The organism is Streptomyces sp. Q6 (assembly GCF_036967205.1).
GTDB lineage: Bacteria > Actinomycetota > Actinomycetes > Streptomycetales > Streptomycetaceae > Streptomyces > Streptomyces citrinus.
Genome location: NZ_CP146023.1, coordinates 220577 through 237121, shown reverse-complemented (window position 1 = coordinate 237121; position 16545 = coordinate 220577). Strand labels below are relative to the sequence as shown.

The following is a 16545-nucleotide window of genomic DNA, read 5'->3' as shown; positions in this document are numbered from 1 at the left end:
TTCACATGATCAACAGGCGCACCTTCAGCAAGGCCGTCGGCCTGGGCACCGGCGCGGCCGCGGTCTCGCTGACCGGCCTGCAGACCAAGGCGTTTGCCGCGACCGCCGGGGCGGGGGCCGGCGCCGCCGCAGTGCCCACCGTCACGCCCGGCACTCACACCGAGTTCCCCGCGATCAAGCAGGTCAAGGCGGGGCTGCTGAACGTCGGCTATGCCGAGCTCGGTCCCTCCCACGGCCCGGTCGTGCTCCTCCTGCACGGCTGGCCGTACGACATCCACAGCTACGTCGACGTCGCCCCGCTCCTCGCCGACCAGGGCTACCGCGTCCTCGTGCCCTATCTGCGCGGTCATGGCAGCACCCGTTTCCTGTCCTCGCACGCACCCCGCACCGCCGAGCAGTCGGCCATCGCGCTGGACATCATCGCGTTCATGGACGCCCTGAAGATCCACAAGGCGGTCCTGGCGGGCTTCGACTGGGGTTCGCGCACCGCCGACATCATCGCCGCGCTGTGGCCGGAGCGTGTCAAGGCCATGGTCTCCACCAGCGGCTACGTCATCACCGACCGCAAGGCGCAGCTGGAGCCGGCGATTCCGGCCGTCGAGCACAACTGGTGGTACCAGTGGTACTTCGCCACCGACCGCGGCAAGAAGGCGATGGAGAACGTCGACGACCGCCTCGCGCTGTGCCGCTATGTGTGGACGCTCGTCTCTCCCAACTGGAACTTCGACGACGCCACGTACCAGCGCACGGCCCAGGCGTTCCTCAACCCCGACTACGCCGCGATCGTCCTCTACAACTACCGCTGGCGCATCGGCCTCATCGAGGGTGACCACCGGTACGACCGCTACGAGAAGCTGCTCTCGGCGGCGCCGCCCATCGGCGTGCCCACTGTCACCCTCGACCCGGCCCTGGACCCCTTCACCGCGCCGGGCGACGGTTCCACGTACCGCCAGCACTTCACCGGCCCCTACCTGCACCGCACGATCGCGAACATCGGCCACAACCTGCCGCAGGAGGCGCCCACGGTCTTCGCACAGGCTGTGGTCGACGCCGATCACCTCTGATCTCAACACTCTGATCTCGAGGAGCCCCGATGAGTGAAGTCCTGTGGAACCGTCTGACCGCCGCCGAACTGCGGGCTCTCGCGGCGCGTGACGCGGTGGTGCTGTTGCCCATCGGGGCCACCGAGCAGCACGGCCCTCATCTGCCGACCGGTGTCGACGACTTCCTGGCGGCGGAGGTGTGCCGACGGGCGGCGGTGCTGGCGGCCGAGCACACCGGGGTGGTGGTGACGCCGTCCGTGCCGACAGGTTTGTCGGAGCATCACATGGCCTTCGGCGGCACGCTCACCCTCACCCTGCCCACTTTGCACGCGCTGCTGCGTGACATCTGCCGCTCCGTGATCCGGGCCGGCTTCTCACGCATCCTGATCGTCAACGGGCACGGCGGGAACATGACCGGCCTCAACGCCCTCACGACAGAGTTGACCACGGAGCTGTCGACGCCGATCGCGTTCGCCAGTTACTTCGGCGCCGGGCGGGAGGTGGTGCGGGAGGCCCTCGAGACGCAGGACGGTCTCATGCACGCGTGTGAGGGCGAGACGTCCATGATGATGGCCGCGCATCCGGACCTGATCCGGTCCCAGAATCTGGTCGAGGCGCACGGACCACGGATCACCCTGCCCGCGGAGTCCACCGAGCCGGTGTACATGGCCGTGTCCTTCGACCGGATCACCAAGTCGGGGGTGGCGGGGGACGCCAGGGTGGCGACGGCCGAGAAGGGCGAGCGAATGCTGTCCGGGTGCGCTTCGGCACTGGCGGACATCATCGTGCGGGACCCCTGGGCGAAGTAGCGCGCGGGTGGTACGGCAGGGGCGGCGTAGCCGGTCCCCGCCGTGCCCCGTTCACCACTGGTCCCGGCCACACCCGGAGGCGTCGATGTCGGCGAGGGTGTCCTCGGCGACGCGGCGCTGCTCGTCGCCGTAGGAGGAGCTCGCCGAGCGGTACCAGAAGCAGCCGCCCACCAGCAGCGCACTCGCTCGGTGTCGCTCATGGCGCCTCACCTTGCAGTTTGCGCACGTTCGGGGCAGGTCACAGGCTCGCGCCGCGGCGAACCTCACACCTCCACATGCGTCACCGTCTTGACAGGTGACGTGTCGCATGACAGATTCGTCACCGTTTAAAACGGTGACACTTTCCGGCTGTGCCGGGACACCGTAGATACCGAGAAAAATTCCTGAGAGGGGTTAGTCGTGGTGAGCATCAAGGGTGGACGCAAGCAATTGGCCATGGGTGCGGTCGCGGCGGGGCTCGCGCTCGGCGCGTTCGCCCTCAGTGGCACCGCCAACGGCGCGACCGAGACGGCGGCGGCCGCGAGTGTTGGCAAGCACGCCAAGCCCACCGTCGTCCTGGAGCACGGCGCCTTCGCCGACGGATCCAGCTGGAACGGCGTCATCTCGCGGCTGAAGGCCGACGGTTACCCGGTCGTCGCCGCCGCCAACCCGCTGCGCGGCCCGGCCTCCGACGCCGCCGCCCTGCGCTCGGTCCTGGACCACATCAAGGGCCCGAAGATCGTCGTCGGCCACTCCTACGGCGGCAACGTCATCAGCGAGGCCGCCACGAACGACTCCGACGTCAAGGCCCTCGTCTACGTCGCCGCCTTCCTGCCGGCCCCCGGCGAGAGCGCCCTGGAGCTGACCAACAAGTACCCGGGCTCCACGCTCCCTGACACCCTGGACCCGGTCACGTACCAGCAGACCGACGGCTCGACGGTCACCGACCTGTACATCCAGCAGGACAAGTTCCGTCACCAGTTCGCCGCCGACGTACCCGCGAAGCAGGCCGCCCTGATGGCCGCCGAGCAGCGACCCATCGCCCAGTCCGCGCTGGAGGAGAAGGCCACCACCGCAGCTTGGAAGACCATCCCCAGCTGGGACATCATCACCACCGAGGACCTCAACATCCCGCCCGTCGTTCAGCGCTACATGGCCAAGCGCGCCCACGCGCACACCACTGAGGTCGCCGCCTCCCACTCGGTCGCCGTCTCCCACCCCCGTCTGGTGGCCGACGTGATCGAGCGGGCCGCCCGCGCCACCGTGCGCTGACACCCTCGAAGGGCGGCGGGGCGACACGCCCCGCCGCCCTCGGGCCACGTCACACCTATGCCACGGTCGCAGGTGTGCGGACCACAGGAGATTGCACACATGACCTCACATTCCGACCCCCGTGCCCTCGGCTCGTTCCTCAAGGCCCGACGCGCGCAACTGAACCCGCGCGAGTGCGGCCTGAGCAAGCCGGACTCCACCGCCCGTCGGGTCGCCGGACTCCGACGTGAAGAGGTCGCCGCGCTCGCCGCGATCAGCGTGGACTACTACACCCGCCTCGAGCAGGGCCGCGTCCGTGCCTCCGCCCCCGTCCTGGCCACCCTCGCCCGTGCCCTGCGCCTTGACGAGGACCAGCAGCGCTACCTGTACGAACTCGCCGGCCGCTCGGACGACCGGCCGCGCCGACGCCGCCCCGTCCAACGGGTACGCCCCGCCATGCGCCGCCTGCTCGCCCAACTCCCCCAGGCCCCAGCCCTCGTCCTCGGCAGACGCCTGGACATTCTGGCCTGGAACACCGCCGCCACGGCCCTCTACACCGACTTCGCCGCCGTCCCGGCGGCGCGGCGCAACTATCTGCGCCTGATGTTCCTCGACCCGGCGATCCGCGCCATGCACCGCGAGTGGGAGCACGACGCCCGGGACGCGGTCGCCGCACTGCGCATGGAGGCCGCGGCCGACACCGACGACCCGGACCTCGCCACCCTCGTCGGCGAACTGACCATCCGGGACACCGACTTCCGCACCTGGTGGGCCGAACACCGCGTCAACAGCGCCACCTACGGCACCAAGCACTACCGTCACCCCCTGGTCGGCGACCTCACCCTCGACTGCGACACCTGGGCCGCGTCCGATGGCTCCGGCCAGCGCCTGATGGTGCTGACTGCCGAGGCAGACAGCCCTTCCCACGACGCGTTGCGCATCCTCGCGTCCTGGACCGCCCAGCCGGCCCAGGACGCGGCGCGGGACACCACCGTGCAGTGAACCCGCGCCCCGCCTTCTCTCGTACTCCTAGGGAACCCCGTGCTCCAGGCACGTGTGAGAGAGGTGGCGCATGCTCGCGTACGACGTCCATGGCAGCGGGCCCGGTCTGGTGCTCCTGCCCGGCGTCGGCGGCACCGCGGCCCTGACCTGGGAGACGCTGCTCGCCGAACTGGCGGCCGAGCACACCGTCATCCTCGTCGACCTGCCCGGCTCGGGGCGCAGCCCGTTGCCCGTCGGCCGCCTGGATCTCGATACCGTCGCCGACCAGGTAGTGGCCACGGCCGAGCGGGCCGGGCTGGGCGACTTCACGATCGCCGGGCCCTCGCTCGGCGCGGTCGTGGCCATCAAGGTCGCAGCCCGTCAGCCCGACCGGGTGCGCGGGCTGATCACGCTCTCCGGCTTCGCCCTGCCCCACACCTCGCTGTGGCTGAGGCTGAAGACCTGGGCGTCGTTGCTCGCCCGCCAGGACGACCGGCTGCGCGCCTTCCTGACCTCGCTGGCCTTCTCCGAGGACCATGTGGCCGCCCGCAGACCGGAGGCGGCCCAGTCCCTGGCCACCTGTCTGATGACGGCCGCCGCCGGCACCGCCCGGCAGATCGCCTGCGCCCTCGGCGTCGATGTCCGTGGCGACCTTTCTGCCGTCACCGCCTCCACTCTGGTCGTGGCTGCTGCCGGGGACCGATTCGTGGCCCCGAACCACTCGGTGGACCTCGCGGACGGCCTCCCCGGAGCGCGGCTGGCCGCGGTGCGCGGCGGACACGCGGCACTCTTCGAAGAGCCGGATCGCACGCTGGAGATCCTCACGGATTTCCTCCGTGACCTCCGCTCCTCCCACTCGGGCCCGCACGACGATCTACTCACACCTGCGACTCACGTGTGACTGCCATCCCAAGCAAGGAGACACTCCCATGGCCAAGATGTTCTACGACGCCGACGCTGACCTGTCCATCATCCAGAACCGCAAGGTCGCGGTGATCGGATACGGCTCCCAGGGCCACGCGCACGCGCTGTCCCTGCGTGACTCGGGCGTCGACGTGCGCGTCGGTCTGCACGAGGGCTCCAAGTCCAAGGCGATGGCCGAGGAGCAGGGCCTGCGCGTCGTCACCCCCTCGGAGGCCGCGGCCGAGGCCGACGTCATCATGATCCTGGTCCCGGACCCGATCCAGGCCCAGGTCTACGAGGAGTCCATCAAGGACAACCTGAAGGACGGCGACGCGCTGTTCTTCGGCCACGGCCTCAACATCCGTTTCGGCTTCGTGAAGGCTCCGGCCGGGGTCGACGTCTGCATGGTCGCCCCGAAGGGCCCGGGTCACCTGGTGCGCCGCCAGTACGAGGAGGGCCGCGGCGTTCCCTGTCTCGTGGCCGTCGAGCAGAACCCCTCCGGTGGCGCCATCGCGCTGGCACTGTCGTACGCCAAGGGCATCGGTGGTACCCGTGCCGGTGTCATCGAGACGACGTTCACCGAGGAGACCGAGACCGACCTGTTCGGTGAGCAGGCCGTGCTGTGCGGCGGTACGACCGCGCTGGTGAAGGCCGGTTTCGAGACGCTGACCGAGGCCGGTTACCAGCCGGAGATCGCGTACTTCGAGTGCCTGCACGAGCTGAAGCTCATCGTCGACCTCATGTACGAGGGCGGCCTGGAGAAGATGCGCTGGTCGATCTCCGAGACCGCCGAGTGGGGCGACTACGTCACCGGCCCCCGGATCATCACCGGTGCCACCAAGGCGGAGATGAAGAAGATCCTCGCCGAGATCCAGGACGGTTCGTTCGCGCGTGCGTGGATGGACGAGTACCACGGTGGTCTGAAGCGGTACGCCGCGTACAGGACCGCGGATTCCGAGCACCTGCTGGAGACCACCGGCAGGCAGCTGCGCAAGCTGATGAGCTGGGTGAACGAGGAGGCGTAGGCTCTCTCGCCGCCGCGCTCAGTCGGTCAGGCGGTCCAGGACCACCGTGGCCAGGCGGAGCGCGGCGTGCAGTTCCGTCACCTCGGTCACGGTAGGGCGGACCACCCCGGACCACTCGCCGCGCAGGCCCGGCCAGACCGCCAGCAGGACCTGGGCGCCGGCCAGGCCCAGGTGGGCCGTGACGTCGGTGCGGCCGTCACCCACGGGTGTCCAGGCCAGCATGATGCGGCCTTGGGGGATGCGGGAGGGAGCGGTCAGCGGCACCCAGGTGGCCATGAGGGTGCCGGGCACTGGGATCACGATCGCGCCCCGGACGTCGGCGGGCATCGGTTGCATGGTCAGCGTGGCCAGTTCGACCGCGGCATCGGCCCGGGTGCCGGCCACCAGGGTGAGGGCGGGCCGGGCCGGGCGGTGGCCGACGCCGAGCCGCCGCCCGGACGGTGACGTCGTGGCCGTCGAAAGGCGGCTGTCCGGTCGTCCGAACCTGTCGTGCCTCGTCATGGACTCTCCCCCTGTGCACCCGCAGTGCGCTCCGTGGCATGAAGCCTTCCGGAGCGTGGGGGTGAGCACATCCGTCATCTGACTGCGGGCCGGGCTCAGAGCCCGTCGTCGTCCTACGCGGCTATGTCCTCGGTCGTACGCTCCAGCAGTCGTGTGGCCTCGGGCAGCACGGGATGCCGCACAGCGTACGGAGCGGAGTGCGCGGTCACCTCGTGCAGTTCGGTCAGGAGGCGGGCAAGGCGGCCGCCTGCGGTGTACGCGAGGGCGACGTTGCCTTCCCAGAGGGTCTCGCGCAGCCGGTCCGGGGTGAACTGGCCGTCTCCCGCACAGGCCACCAGCAGGCGTCCTGCCAGGGTTCGTTCCAGCGGCCCAGGGACCCAGACACCCTGGTCGAGGTCCGCGCCGAGGTCGGCGATCAGTGAAGCGAGCCGATCTGTGTCATGGGACATGGGATGAGATGGCCTTCCATTCAACATGTCGGTGTAGGTTTCAACCAGAATATGTGTCTCGATGAGGCTACGAGAAACGTGTGTGCCTCAGCGGAAAGGGACCGGAACACCCATGAGATCGGACGCACTGTCCAACCGTATGCGCATCCTCGAGGCGGCGGCTGAGGTGCTCGCCGTTCCTGGCGACACCTCGATGAAGTCCATCGCACGCAGGGCAAGGGTGGGCCAGGGCACGCTCTACCGCCACTTCCCCACTCGGGAGTCCCTGGTGCTCCAGGTGTACGAGGCGGAGGTGGACGACCTGGTGACGGCCGTGCCGGCCCTGCTGGGCAGCCTGTCCCCGCAGGACGGGTTGTGCGCCTGGCTGCGGCGACTGCTGTACATCGGCCGGTGCATGCCGCAGTTCGCCGAGGCGATGAGCGTCGTCGGCGAGGCGTCGACGGAGCAGTGTCAAAAGGTGTACCGGCCGCTGCTGGACGCGCTGTCGGTGCTGGTGAGCGCTAATGCGACGGACGGGACCATCGCGCCGGGGACGACGGCTGAGGACGTCTTCACGCTGCTCGGTCCCTTGTGGCGTATCGGCGCGAACGGCGCCGCGGGCGCCCGGGCCGAGCGGCTCTTCGAGGTGCTGATGCGGGGGCTGTGCCCGCAGGCCGGGGCGGAGGATCAGTAGTACTCGGCGGGGTAATAGGTAACCAGCCTGGCCGTTTCCACGTAGAGCCAGGTCAGGCTCAGGGTGAGCCCGAACGCGGCTGACCAGCGCTGCTCACGGGGTGCGCCGTGGGTAACGGCGGCCTCGACCTTGCGCAGGTGCAGGGGCAGGAAGGACACCGTGAAGACGACACCCACCAGGCCCATCAGCACGCCGAGGCCCGCGGAGCGCAGGCCGAGGCCGTCGGCGCCCATCAGGGGGAACAGGGCGGTATCCGCCAGGGCGAGGAAACACACGGCGAACACCACGGCGCCCAGGAAGCCGTACCTCCGCCGGTGCACCCGCATCCAGTGCAGCCGGTGCGCGAGGAGGAAGCCGACGGAGGTGGCCAGCGTGCCCAGGACGGTCTGGACGAGCAGGCCCGGTGAGAGGCGGCTGAAGGCCGTGGTGGAGAACACGCCAAGACATGCGCCTTGCAGGGCAGCGAACGTCAGGGTCAGGGTCGGGGAGGGCCTCTTGCGGCGGCACTGGACCACCACCAGCGCCGCCGCAAGTAGGCCGGCGCCCCCGGCGATGGCGTAGGCCACGGCCGTACCAGCCGGCAGGTGGGGAAGCAGGGTCCATGACAGGCTCACGAAGAGGGCTGTCACCCCGAGTCCTGCCAGCCAGCGGGGCCGGACGTCTTCCATCGTCATCAGGTCGCCGACGGCGAGGGGCAGCGGGCCGGTGTCGGTGTCGGTGTCGTGAGTCTGATCGAGGTCCTGGCCCGTTGCGCTGCGGCCTTGACCGACGGCGATGCCCGCTCGCGGGTCTCTGGCCACCGTCTTCTGCCCACCCCGCCGTTCGAACTGCGGGCAGGCCAGTATCGGGTTGCTGCTCTTCAGGGGGCGGTGCTGCTCGACCGGTGTCACGCCAGGTCCTCTTCTCCGTGTCGGGACACGCCGGAGGTGTCGGCTGTCGCCAGACTGCCCTACCGGACAAATAGTGCACATCAGTCAGTTGACGGTGGCCTCCTCCGTCGCACGTGTCCGAACAGCGCGGGCCGTCAGGGCGGCTCGAAACCCAGCTCCTGGGCGGCTGTCTCGGGGGTGAGCTGCGACCAGTGTTCGGCGACCGCCTCGTTCATGGACAGGGAGTGCGACTGAGCCACGTCCAGACAGAACGTGCCGTTGAGGTGGTCGGTCTCGTGACGCTACGGGCCGGGCAGCCGGTGACACCTCGCCGATCGCCTCACCGTGCTAGTTCTGGCCCCGTAGCCGGACCCGGAGGTGGCGGGCCACGACCGCCTGCCAGCCCGGCACACTCAAACAGTGCTCGAAGAGGCGGCCCGAGTGTCACCCTCCGGCTCGTAGGAGCGGTTCACCAGCGCCCGAAAGGGCAGGGGTGTGCGGCCGCGGGCATCGAGCCTCGCGGGGTCCGCGGGCCCGGTCCTCAACGACCGCGAAGCTCAGCGGAATGCCGGCCTGGGGCGCGGCCAGACCCACGCCCGGGGCCGCGAGCATCGTCTCGTGCAGCGCGGTCACGAAGCGCTCCAGCAGACTGTCGTCGAACTGGCCGTCGTACGGCTCGGCGACCGCAGGGCGGGTTGGCCCGCGGCGACGATGGGTGACGGGCCGCCCGGAGTGAGGAACTCCTCGAGGCGCTCGGACAGCTGTCGGGGGGTGTGGTCATGGGTCAGCTCGCCGGGGTGTAGAAGCGCATCGGGGAGTTCGGCTCGAAGCCGATCCTCGGGTAGACGGGGGCCCCGGCGACGGTCGCGTGCAGCGTGGCCCGGGTCAGGCCGGTGGCACGGGCGCCCTCGTACAGCGCCTTGCGGGTCACCGACTCGCCGTAGCCGCGGCGTTGGTGGTCCGGCTCTGTGGCGACGAGGATCACGAACAGGCGGCCCTGGGCCTCCACGGTCGCGGCACACGCGACCGGGGTGCCGTCCCGCACGGCCAGATAGGCGTGTACGTCCCGCTTCCACAGTACGGAGCCGGCGATTCCGTCGCGGCCGTCCGCCAGGTCGAAGCCGTAGGCGCGGGAGTTGATGTCGGCGTAGGCCGTGAGCTGTTCGTCGGTGGTGACCCGCTCGAAGGTGAGGTCGGGGTGGTGGGGCTCGGGGAGGGGCAGCAGGTCGCCGGCCATGCCGGTGCCGGGGAAGGCGTGGACGAGGCCCGCGCGCCGGGCCGCTTCGTCGAGTGCGTCGCGGGCGTCGTCCACGAGCAGGTCCTCGAACAGCCACAGGAAGCCGGGCCGCTGTTTCGACCGCATGATGTCCGCGGCCTCGGCCAGGCGTTTCTCCAGGAGTTCACGGTCCGCGCCGGCCTCGTTGAGGGTGATGGCGTTCCAGAAGGCGAAGCGGCAGTCGGCCCAGCGCACGGCGATGCCCGGCAGGTCGCGCACGTCCGCCCGCTCGTCCCGGTCAAGCACCATGGCGCGCCAGACCGTGGACAGCTGTGCCACCGATTCGACCGCGGCCGCGAGATCCGGCACCGCAACTCCTTCATCGTGTCAGGTAGGGGCACAGTCCCCGTCGGTCCAACGATCGACGGGGCCGGCAGTGCCGGGCTCCCTCGCCTTCTTGGCCCCCACAGCCAGGAGTCGGACGGGAGAGCCCGGTGGGTAGCCGCCCGGATGCGCACCACTCGGTACGGCCGCCCTGCCCCCGCCCCGGCCGGTGACGGGAACCTGCCGCTCTTCACACGGATACGGGGACTCCGTGGGTTCACGCGTGAGGCACACTTGTTTCGTACATATCTAAAACACCCGTCATGAATTCTCGCATGTGTGAACCCATGGACGAGATGGGCGCGTATTGATGCTGCAGCGGAGCCCCGCACACCCCGCGCATTCGGCCCGCTGACTCACGAGGAGGAGAATCCGCTGACCTCGGCGTGTTCACCTCGGCCCTGCACCGAGCCGGACACGACGTCTCGCCCTGTGTCCGGACCTCGTTCGACGAACTGGTGATAGAGACCTTCGACGGCACGAACCATGTCCCCATGACCGTGGTCACCGACCCACCGGGCCTGCGGCCAATGGACTGGATCATGCTGGCGGTGAAGTCCTTCGACACGGCCGGCACGGCCCGCCGGCTCGCGGCCCTCTGCGACGAGCGCACCACCGTCGACGTCCTGCGCAACGGCGCCGAGGAAACCGACGACGTGCAGGCCCTGGCCCCGCAGTCGACCGTCGTGCCGACCCTGGTGTACATCCAGGCCGAGCGGCTGGCCCCGGGCCACGTCCGACACGGCTACGGCAACCGTCTCGACGTCCCCGCGGGGCCCGTGGCGGACCGGCCGAGCCGGCTGTTCCAGGGCGGCGGGACGGAGATCCGCCCGCAGCAGGACCTGGTCACGGCCGCGTGGCGCAAGCTGATGCTCAACGCCGCGGCGAACCCGCTGACGGCGCTCACCCTGCATCGGACGAAGGTGATGGACGACGGCATGATCCGCCGGCTCGCCGAGGGCCTGATGCGCGAGACCCAGGTGGTGGCCGAGGTGTTCGGCGCCCGCCTCACCGGCGCGGACGTCTGGCAGACGCTGGACTTCATGAAGGAGTTCAGCGACGGCACGGCACGTCGATGCTGTACGGCCGGCTCGCGGGCAACCCCCTGGAGTGGGAAGCTCAACGGCTGAGTCGGACCCCCTTCGCCGTTCACATGAATGTGTTTATGGGTGTGCGGTTCTCAGAAATCCTGAGCCGGTCCGAGGGGGACGGTCGCGGTAACCGTGGTGCCGGTACCGGGTGTGTGTCGCACGGTCAGGGTGCCGTCTAGGCTCACGGCCCGCTCGGTCAGGGCGGCCAGTGCCGCCAGGTCGGCGGCTGTCACGGGCGGCGTCCCGTCGTCGACGACGGTGAGCCGCAGCCTCGGGCCGAGGTCGGCGGTCACCTGCACGCGGGCGGCCCCGCCTTGCTCCAGGGCCCGCTCGACGGCCTCCGAGACCAAGAGATACACATGCGTCTCGATGAGCTGGGGCAGCCGTCCTGTCAGGGTGCCCGAAACGGTCACCCGTCCCGGGTGACGCCGGGCGAGGGCGGCAAGGGCTGCGGGGAGCCCCCCGGCGCGCAGGGCACCTGGGTTGAGGGCATCGGTGACCTCCCGAACACCGGCCAGTGCCTCCTCGGTGTCGCGTACCGCGTCGTGCAGCAGGTCGGTCCCCGGCGACGGGGCCGTGCCCAGTTCCTGCCGAGCCAGGTTCAGCCCGAGCAGGGCGCGCACCAGGCACTCCTGGACGTCGTACTGGAGGGTCGCGGCATATCGGCGCTCTCGTTCGGCCTGCCGGTGTGCCAGTAGCCGAACCGGTGCCCCCGGGCTCCGGGGTCCACGGCCGTGGGAAGTCGGTTCGTCGAGTGGCTGGAAGACGTACAGGGTCAGGGCCACATGGCCGTCCGCCGGAGGGAGCGGCACCCGGGTCCATTCCACGGGCAGGAGCGAGCCATCGGTACGTGTGAGGGTGCCCTCGCCGCGCTCAGGGCCGTCCGGCGGCCCGAGCGCGCCGGCCGGACGGCCGTCGCTGCCCAGCAGTTCGGACGGATCGCCGTGCCCCAGCGCTGCGGCGGCCTCCGGGTTCGCGTAGCGCACGGTGTGCGCGGCGTCCACGGCCCAGACAGGCTGCCGTACGACGTCAAGAACGCCTCCCCAGGCTTCGAGGGCGTTTCCCCAGCCATCGGCGATCAACGTCATCGCACAAGTCCTTCCCCCGGCCCGGCGGCTCGCCCGCCGTATGCCACCGCTGACACGACTCTGGCAGGCGATTCTCGGCCACGCATACGTCATTTGACTCGGCTTCGCGGCGTCGCCGTCACCGGTGATCACACGACGCCGGAGTCAGCAGGGTGCCGAGAAAGGCGGCAAACATCGCCAAACCAGACCTTTCTTCACCTACAAGGTGTGAAGAGTCTTCAGGTCGGCGTCGAAGAACGGCGTGCCGCGGTCAGCTCGTCGGCCTCGGGCGGGTGCAGATCGAGCAGCGGTCCGTCAGGGCGATGGGCCCGCACCGCGGCCAGGGCCGAGGCGCCGTTCTGGTCAGCCCCGCGCTCGCGGCGACTGTAGGGCAAACCCCACCCCGCCGTCCTGTGCGATGGAGTACGCCCGCCGATTGCCGCCGCGGGCGGGGCGCCGTCAAGCCGCCAGCCGAGCCGCGCGTAGAACTCCCTCGCGCGCTCGACGTCGCTCAGCGGGATGGTCACCACTTCCCATCGCTCCACTGCCACGACGGTCTACCTCTCCGTGCATCTACCCGACGGCACAAACAATTCCAAACACGTATTTAACTTTCAACGATGAACCTCCGGGTGTGCGATCCACACACATACCTCCGCACTGGAGATACATTGCACGCTCGGATACTTCATCTTCGTTCAATCGGCGGGCAAGGCATGAGTGCACAGCAGGAGTACAGAGGCCGACGACTGGGGCTGACGAGCCTCACGGTCGCGGCGAGCGGCCTGCTCGCCCTTCTGATCGGGGTCGCGTTCGCGGTGCTGTTGTGGGCGATCTCGGACGCGAACAGCTCCGTCTCCGCCCGCCGTGCCTCCCGCACGGCCCTGGTCGAGGTCGGGGCGATGGAACAGCTGCTCCTCGATCTCGAGACCGGGCAGCGGGGCTTTGTCATCACCAAGCAGGAAACGTTCCTTCAGCCGTGGCGCGAGGCCCGTGCCACGCTGCCCGCGGAGGCCCGGCGGTTCACCGAGAGCGCCACCTCCGCGGCACAGCGGCGCGCCTCCGAGCAGATCACCCGGGGCGTCGAGTCCTTCCTGAACGACTACTCGGTGCCGCTGGTCAAGATGGTCCGGCAAGGCGATCCGGCCGCGTCCTCGCTGGCGACGACCACCGAGGGCAAAAGACGCGTCGACGCCTTGCGGGGCCGGTTCGACCGCTACATGGCGGACGAGCGCACACAGCTCGCCGAGCGCACCGACGCCGCCGGGACGAACAGCCGGCAAGCGGTGCTCGCGGCGGCCATCGGGCTCGCCGCGTCGACCGCGCTCGTGGCAGTGTTCACGATCCTCCAGCACCGTGCGGTGGTCCGGCCGGTGCGCGGGGCGGCGGCCGCGGCGCAGGAACTGGCGGGCGGCGACCTGAGCATGCGGATCCCGCCCAGCAAAGTGGCGGAGATCGGGGCGCTGGGCAGCTCCTTCAACAGCATGGCCGCCTCGTTGCAGGACAGCCGCCGCCGGATCATGGAGAGCACCGAGGCCGTGCACCGGCGGACCGCCCGGGATCTGCACGACGGGGCGCAGCAGCGTCTGGTGAGCCTGATGATCGGGCTGCGGCTCGCGCGGGAGATGCTGCCCGAGACGGAGACGGCGACGGCCGACCTGCTGGACCAGTCCATCGACAACGCGCAGACAGCGATCAACGAGCTGCGGGAACTGGCGTCCGGCATCTACCCGCTGGTGCTGACGGTGAAGGGACTGGTGGCGGCGGTGCAGGACCTGGCCTCCCGGTGCCCGGTGCCCACGGTCGTTCAGAGCAAGGACGAGCGGCGGATCTCCTCCACCATCGAGTCCAACGCGTACTTCGTCGTGGCCGAGGCCGTGACGAACGCGGTCAAGCACGCGCAGGCGTCCCGGATCGACGTGTCCATCGAGTTCGGGGACGTCCTGCAGATCAAGGTAGCCGACGACGGCATCGGCGGCGTGGGCAAGGCCACCGCCGGCAGCGGGATGACCGGCCTGACAAACCGCGTGGCGGCGTTCGACGGCAAACTGGCGATCGACTCCCCGCCCGGCGGCGGCACCGCGATCCTCATCCAGATCCCGATCCGGCACTGAAAAGGGCTGCGTGGCGGCGTTCCGCTTGTCCTGACGTTGTCCTGGTACACCGACTGAGACTGCTGTCCACCGGCCCGCCCCCCTCATCGGCCACCGACGGCTCAGGCTCCGCGACACCGCCGCGAGTACCTGGACTCGCCCACCGCGCCCCACCGCTGACCCGACTCTCACAGCCGGGCCCTGGGCACGCATCAGCCACATGACGTGAAAGCGCGCCCAGGAGGGGGATCGACCGCTTTCAATCCTTCGTGAGGGACATGACCCCGGCGATGCGGTAGGCATCCGCCTCGTCCAGCGTCTCGTGCTCCAGCAGTGCGTGCGCGAGGGCATCCAACTGACTGCGGTGATCGCGGAGTTTGCGGCAGGCTTCGTCGTAGCACTCGTCGACGATCCGGCGCATTTCGCCGTCGATGACGTCGAGGGTGTGCGGGGCGGCCGAGAGACCGTAGGCCTGCCCGCCGTCGTTGGGCAGCGCGGACAGCCTGCCCACCCGTTCACTCATGCCCCACCGGGCGACCATTGCGCGCGCGATGTCGGTGACGTGCTCCAAATCGCTCTCCGCCCCGGTGGTGATCACGCCGTAGACAACCTGTTCGGCGGCCATGCCGCCCAACGCGCCGATGATCCGGCCGTGCAGGTACTCCTCGGTGTACGCGTACTTGTCGGAGTCCGGCGTCGACAACGTCACGCCCAGGGCCCTGCCGCGCGGCACGATGGTGATCTTGCGGACGGGGTCGGCGCCCGGCTGGAGCATGCCGAGCAGGGCGTGACCGCTCTCGTGATACGCGGTGCGGCGGCGTTCCTCCTCGGGCATCATCAGCGGGCGCTGCGCACCGAGTTGGACCTTCTCCAGGGCGTCGGTCAGATCGTGCCCGGTGCCCCGGGGCCGGTCGCGCTTGACGGCGAGGAGGGCGGCCTCGTTGGCGAGGTTGGCCAGCTCAGCACCGGTCATTCCGGGGGTCGTACGGGCGACTTGGGCCAGGTCGACGTCCGGGGCGAGCGGCATGGCGCGCGTGTGGATGCGCAGGATCGCCTCGCGTCCGGTGCGGTCCGGCGGGGAGACGGTCACCACCCGGTCGAAGCGGCCGGGGCGGGTCAGCGCCACGTCGAGGATCTCGGCGCGGTTGGTCGCGGCGACCACCACGACCCCGTCGAAGGCGGAGAAGCCGTCCATCTCGGTGAGGATCTGATTGAGGGTCTGTTCGCGTTCGTCGTGGCCGCCGACCGCGGCACCGGTGCGGGCCCGGCCGATGGTGTCGATCTCGTCGATGAAGACGATCGAAGGGGCCACCTTGCGGGCCTCGGTGAACAACTCCCGCACCCGCGAGGCGCCCACACCGACGATCATCTCGATGAACTCCGAGGCCGACGCCGAGAAGAACGGCACCCCGGCCTCACCCGCCACCGCCCGCGCAAGCAGCGTCTTGCCGGTGCCGGGCGGCCCCGCGAGCAGCACGCCCCGCGGCATCTTCGCGCCCATCCGACGGTAGGCGTCGGGGCGCTTGAGGAAGTCGACGACGTCGTTGAGTTCGTCCTGCACCTCGTCGATGCCGGCCACGTCGGCGAAGCTCGTGCGCCCCTGCTCCGCCTCCACCTGCTTGGGCGGCTTGCGGCCCAGCACGCCGCTCATGCCGCCCAGCCCGCCGCCTGCCTTGCGGGCCACGAATACCCACACCCCGATCAGCAGCACGGTAGGCAGCAGCGAGACCAGCAGGGACTGGCCGAGCCCGGGGCCCTGCGCCACCGGCGAGGCGGAGACCAACACCTTCTTCTGCTCGATCTCCTTCCACAGCTGGTCGTCGTCGGTGAAGGCGGGCTTGTACGTCTTGAAGCGGACGTACGTCGCCTTGTCCGTACTGCCGGGCACGGTGCCGGGCTTCTTGAACGTGCCCTGGATCTGCGAGCCGCGTGAGTAGACGGACTTGACGTTGCCCGCGTCCAACTGCGCGGTGAAGACCGTGTAGTCGACGGACGTGGTGCCGTCGCCGTGCATGCCGTTGTAGAGGAAGCCGGTCGCCACGTAGATGGCGAGGAAGATCACGATCTGCACGAGGCATCCGTTGCGGGAGCGGCGCCCGTCCTGGGTCGGTGAACTGCCCGGCACTCCCTCGGAGCGCCAGGGGGACCGCAGGTCGTGGCGGGGTGGTACGGGTGCGGCCATCGGGCCTCTCCTCACAAGCGGGCACGGAC

Annotated in this window: 16 protein-coding genes and 2 pseudogenes; 9 read left to right on the top strand and 9 right to left on the bottom strand. The window is 69.9% G+C overall.

What is annotated here, in order from left to right; genetic code table 11:
* Window positions 1–5: 5 nt before the first annotated feature.
* Window positions 6–1064: an alpha/beta hydrolase gene (locus tag V2W30_RS40680; RefSeq protein ID WP_338704218.1), complete on the top strand. Its 1059-nt coding sequence runs from the start codon at window positions 6–8 to the stop codon at window positions 1062–1064.
* A 29-nt stretch (window positions 1065–1093) separates the two neighbouring features.
* Window positions 1094–1852 carry a creatininase family protein gene (locus tag V2W30_RS40675; RefSeq protein WP_338704216.1) on the top strand — a complete coding sequence of 253 codons (759 nt, stop codon included), beginning with the start codon at window positions 1094–1096 and terminating at the stop codon, window positions 1850–1852.
* A 52-nt stretch (window positions 1853–1904) separates the two neighbouring features.
* Here V2W30_RS40675 and V2W30_RS40670 read toward each other — a convergent pair.
* A pseudogene (locus V2W30_RS40670) lies at window positions 1905–2005 on the bottom strand (peptide-methionine (S)-S-oxide reductase MsrA); the annotation flags it as partial.
* A gap of 246 nt (window positions 2006–2251) precedes the next feature.
* Here V2W30_RS40670 and V2W30_RS40665 point away from each other — a divergent pair.
* The 4 genes from V2W30_RS40665 to ilvC all read left to right on the top strand — a co-directional run bounded on the left by V2W30_RS40665 (window position 2252) and on the right by ilvC (window position 5991).
* Window positions 2252–3103: an alpha/beta hydrolase gene (locus tag V2W30_RS40665; protein ID WP_338704215.1), complete on the top strand. Its 852-nt coding sequence runs from the start codon at window positions 2252–2254 to the stop codon at window positions 3101–3103.
* A gap of 99 nt (window positions 3104–3202) precedes the next feature.
* Window positions 3203–4084 carry a helix-turn-helix domain-containing protein gene (locus V2W30_RS40660; protein WP_338704214.1) on the top strand — a complete coding sequence of 294 codons (882 nt, stop codon included), beginning with the start codon at window positions 3203–3205 and terminating at the stop codon, window positions 4082–4084.
* A gap of 70 nt (window positions 4085–4154) precedes the next feature.
* A complete protein-coding gene (locus V2W30_RS40655) occupies window positions 4155–4964 on the top strand; it encodes an alpha/beta hydrolase (RefSeq protein WP_338704213.1) in 810 nt (269 codons plus the stop codon).
* A 28-nt stretch (window positions 4965–4992) separates the two neighbouring features.
* On the top strand, window positions 4993–5991 hold the full coding sequence (ilvC, locus tag V2W30_RS40650; protein ID WP_338704212.1) for a ketol-acid reductoisomerase: 999 nt from the start codon (window positions 4993–4995) through the stop codon (window positions 5989–5991).
* Between the two features lie 18 nt (window positions 5992–6009).
* On the opposite strand, the gene V2W30_RS40645 is transcribed toward ilvC, so the two are convergent.
* Window positions 6010–6492, bottom strand: coding sequence for a hypothetical protein (locus tag V2W30_RS40645; protein ID WP_338704211.1), 483 nt, complete (start codon window positions 6490–6492; stop codon window positions 6010–6012).
* A gap of 113 nt (window positions 6493–6605) precedes the next feature.
* Window positions 6606–6941, bottom strand: a complete 336-nt coding sequence (locus V2W30_RS40640) for a hypothetical protein (protein WP_338704210.1) — start codon at window positions 6939–6941, stop codon at window positions 6606–6608.
* Window positions 6942–7053: 112 nt separating this feature from the next.
* Here V2W30_RS40640 and V2W30_RS40635 point away from each other — a divergent pair, with 112 nt between their 5' ends.
* Window positions 7054–7614: a TetR/AcrR family transcriptional regulator gene (locus V2W30_RS40635; protein ID WP_338704209.1), complete on the top strand. Its 561-nt coding sequence runs from the start codon at window positions 7054–7056 to the stop codon at window positions 7612–7614.
* On the opposite strand, the gene V2W30_RS40630 is transcribed toward V2W30_RS40635, so the two are convergent.
* The 3 genes and pseudogenes from V2W30_RS40630 to V2W30_RS40620 form a co-directional block, all read right to left on the bottom strand.
* Window positions 7608–8504 carry a Bax inhibitor-1/YccA family membrane protein gene (locus V2W30_RS40630; protein ID WP_338704208.1) on the bottom strand — a complete coding sequence of 299 codons (897 nt, stop codon included), beginning with the start codon at window positions 8502–8504 and terminating at the stop codon, window positions 7608–7610. The genes V2W30_RS40635 and V2W30_RS40630 overlap by 7 nt on opposite strands.
* Window positions 8505–8638: 134 nt before the next feature.
* Window positions 8639–9244, bottom strand: a pseudogene (locus V2W30_RS40625) (peptide deformylase).
* Window positions 9245–9267: 23 nt separating this feature from the next.
* Entirely contained in the window at window positions 9268–10068 is an 801-nt protein-coding gene (locus V2W30_RS40620; protein WP_338704205.1) for a GNAT family N-acetyltransferase, read from the bottom strand.
* A gap of 401 nt (window positions 10069–10469) precedes the next feature.
* Between V2W30_RS40620 and V2W30_RS40615 the strand changes: the two genes are divergently transcribed.
* Window positions 10470–11213, top strand: a complete 744-nt coding sequence (locus tag V2W30_RS40615; protein ID WP_338704204.1) for a ketopantoate reductase family protein — start codon at window positions 10470–10472, stop codon at window positions 11211–11213.
* A gap of 50 nt (window positions 11214–11263) precedes the next feature.
* Here the strand turns inward: V2W30_RS40615 and V2W30_RS40610 are convergent, their stop codons facing one another.
* Both V2W30_RS40610 and V2W30_RS40605 read right to left on the bottom strand, forming a co-directional pair.
* The gene (locus tag V2W30_RS40610) at window positions 11264–12262 is read right to left on the bottom strand and encodes a histidine kinase (protein ID WP_338704203.1); all 999 of its coding nucleotides are present in this window, start codon (window positions 12260–12262) and stop codon (window positions 11264–11266) included.
* A gap of 218 nt (window positions 12263–12480) precedes the next feature.
* The gene (locus V2W30_RS40605; protein ID WP_338704202.1) at window positions 12481–12792 is read right to left on the bottom strand and encodes a hypothetical protein; all 312 of its coding nucleotides are present in this window, start codon (window positions 12790–12792) and stop codon (window positions 12481–12483) included.
* Window positions 12793–12957: 165 nt separating this feature from the next.
* Here V2W30_RS40605 and V2W30_RS40600 point away from each other — a divergent pair, with 165 nt between their 5' ends.
* Complete coding sequence (locus V2W30_RS40600) at window positions 12958–14355, top strand: CHASE3 domain-containing protein (protein WP_338704201.1); 1398 nt, start codon at window positions 12958–12960, stop codon at window positions 14353–14355.
* 238 nt (window positions 14356–14593) lie between these two features.
* Here V2W30_RS40600 and ftsH read toward each other — a convergent pair whose 3' ends face one another.
* Window positions 14594–16516: an ATP-dependent zinc metalloprotease FtsH gene (gene ftsH, locus V2W30_RS40595; protein ID WP_338704200.1), complete on the bottom strand. Its 1923-nt coding sequence runs from the start codon at window positions 16514–16516 to the stop codon at window positions 14594–14596.
* Between the last annotated feature and the right edge of the window lie 29 nt (window positions 16517–16545).

Excerpts from the sequence above, each read along its gene's own strand:
- V2W30_RS40655 (WP_338704213.1), top strand. The coding sequence starts at position 4,155 with ATGCTCGCGTACGACGTCCATGGCAGCGGGCCCGGTCTGGTGCTCCTG.
- V2W30_RS40640 (WP_338704210.1), bottom strand. The coding sequence starts at position 6,941 with ATGTCCCATGACACAGATCGGCTCGCTTCACTGATCGCCGACCTCGGC.
- ilvC (WP_338704212.1), top strand. The coding sequence starts at position 4,993 with ATGGCCAAGATGTTCTACGACGCCGACGCTGACCTGTCCATCATCCAG.
- V2W30_RS40660 (WP_338704214.1), top strand. The coding sequence starts at position 3,203 with ATGACCTCACATTCCGACCCCCGTGCCCTCGGCTCGTTCCTCAAGGCC.
- V2W30_RS40680 (WP_338704218.1), top strand. The coding sequence starts at position 6 with ATGATCAACAGGCGCACCTTCAGCAAGGCCGTCGGCCTGGGCACCGGC.
- V2W30_RS40645 (WP_338704211.1), bottom strand. The coding sequence starts at position 6,492 with ATGACGAGGCACGACAGGTTCGGACGACCGGACAGCCGCCTTTCGACG.
- V2W30_RS40635 (WP_338704209.1), top strand. The coding sequence starts at position 7,054 with ATGAGATCGGACGCACTGTCCAACCGTATGCGCATCCTCGAGGCGGCG.
- ftsH (WP_338704200.1), bottom strand. The coding sequence starts at position 16,516 with ATGGCCGCACCCGTACCACCCCGCCACGACCTGCGGTCCCCCTGGCGC.
- V2W30_RS40610 (WP_338704203.1), bottom strand. The coding sequence starts at position 12,262 with ATGACGTTGATCGCCGATGGCTGGGGAAACGCCCTCGAAGCCTGGGGA.
- V2W30_RS40675 (WP_338704216.1), top strand. The coding sequence starts at position 1,094 with ATGAGTGAAGTCCTGTGGAACCGTCTGACCGCCGCCGAACTGCGGGCT.
- V2W30_RS40600 (WP_338704201.1), top strand. The coding sequence starts at position 12,958 with ATGAGTGCACAGCAGGAGTACAGAGGCCGACGACTGGGGCTGACGAGC.